The organism is Corynebacterium sp. ACRQJ (assembly GCF_022346045.1).
In the GTDB taxonomy this organism is placed as follows: Bacteria; Actinomycetota; Actinomycetes; order Mycobacteriales; family Mycobacteriaceae; genus Corynebacterium; species Corynebacterium evansiae.
The window spans coordinates 1-514 of record NZ_JAKRMT010000053.1; the positions used below are offsets into that span (position 1 = coordinate 1).

The following is a 514-nucleotide window of genomic DNA, read 5'->3' on the forward strand; positions in this document are numbered from 1 at the left end:
CCAAGGCATCCACCGTGCGCCCTTCACAGACAACACAAAATACTAAGACACCCACACACCAACCACACAAACAAAACATTCATGTAATCAGCGCGTGAACAAAAATGATTTCAAACAAAAATCACAAAAAAGAAGATACTCGCGTCCACTATACAGTTCTCAAACAACACTAAACACCCACAACAAACCAACGAAAACTCATCAGCCCATTGCCGAGCGTCCACAAAAAGGAACAAACAGATTGTCCCAGACACCCAACAGCCATGACAAACCAAAACTTTGCTAACCCAACCCCAACACTGTGCCAACCCCAACACACAACATCCCACACTCAACAAAAATGTGACCTGAACACAACAGCACCCAACAACCACAACACATGGCTGAACCGGCTACCTATTCACCCAGAAACAAAAACAAAAAATAAATACTCCTTAGAAAGGAGGTGATCCAGCCGCACCTTCCGGTACGGCTACCTTGTTACGACTTCGTCCCAATCGCCAATCCCACCTTC

The 514-nt window shown here is 45.5% G+C and carries 1 rRNA gene; it reads right to left on the reverse strand.

Annotated elements, in window-relative coordinates:
• Positions 1–438 precede the first annotated feature (438 nt).
• A 16S ribosomal RNA gene (locus tag MHX52_RS10345) occupies positions 439–514 on the reverse strand; the annotation flags it as partial.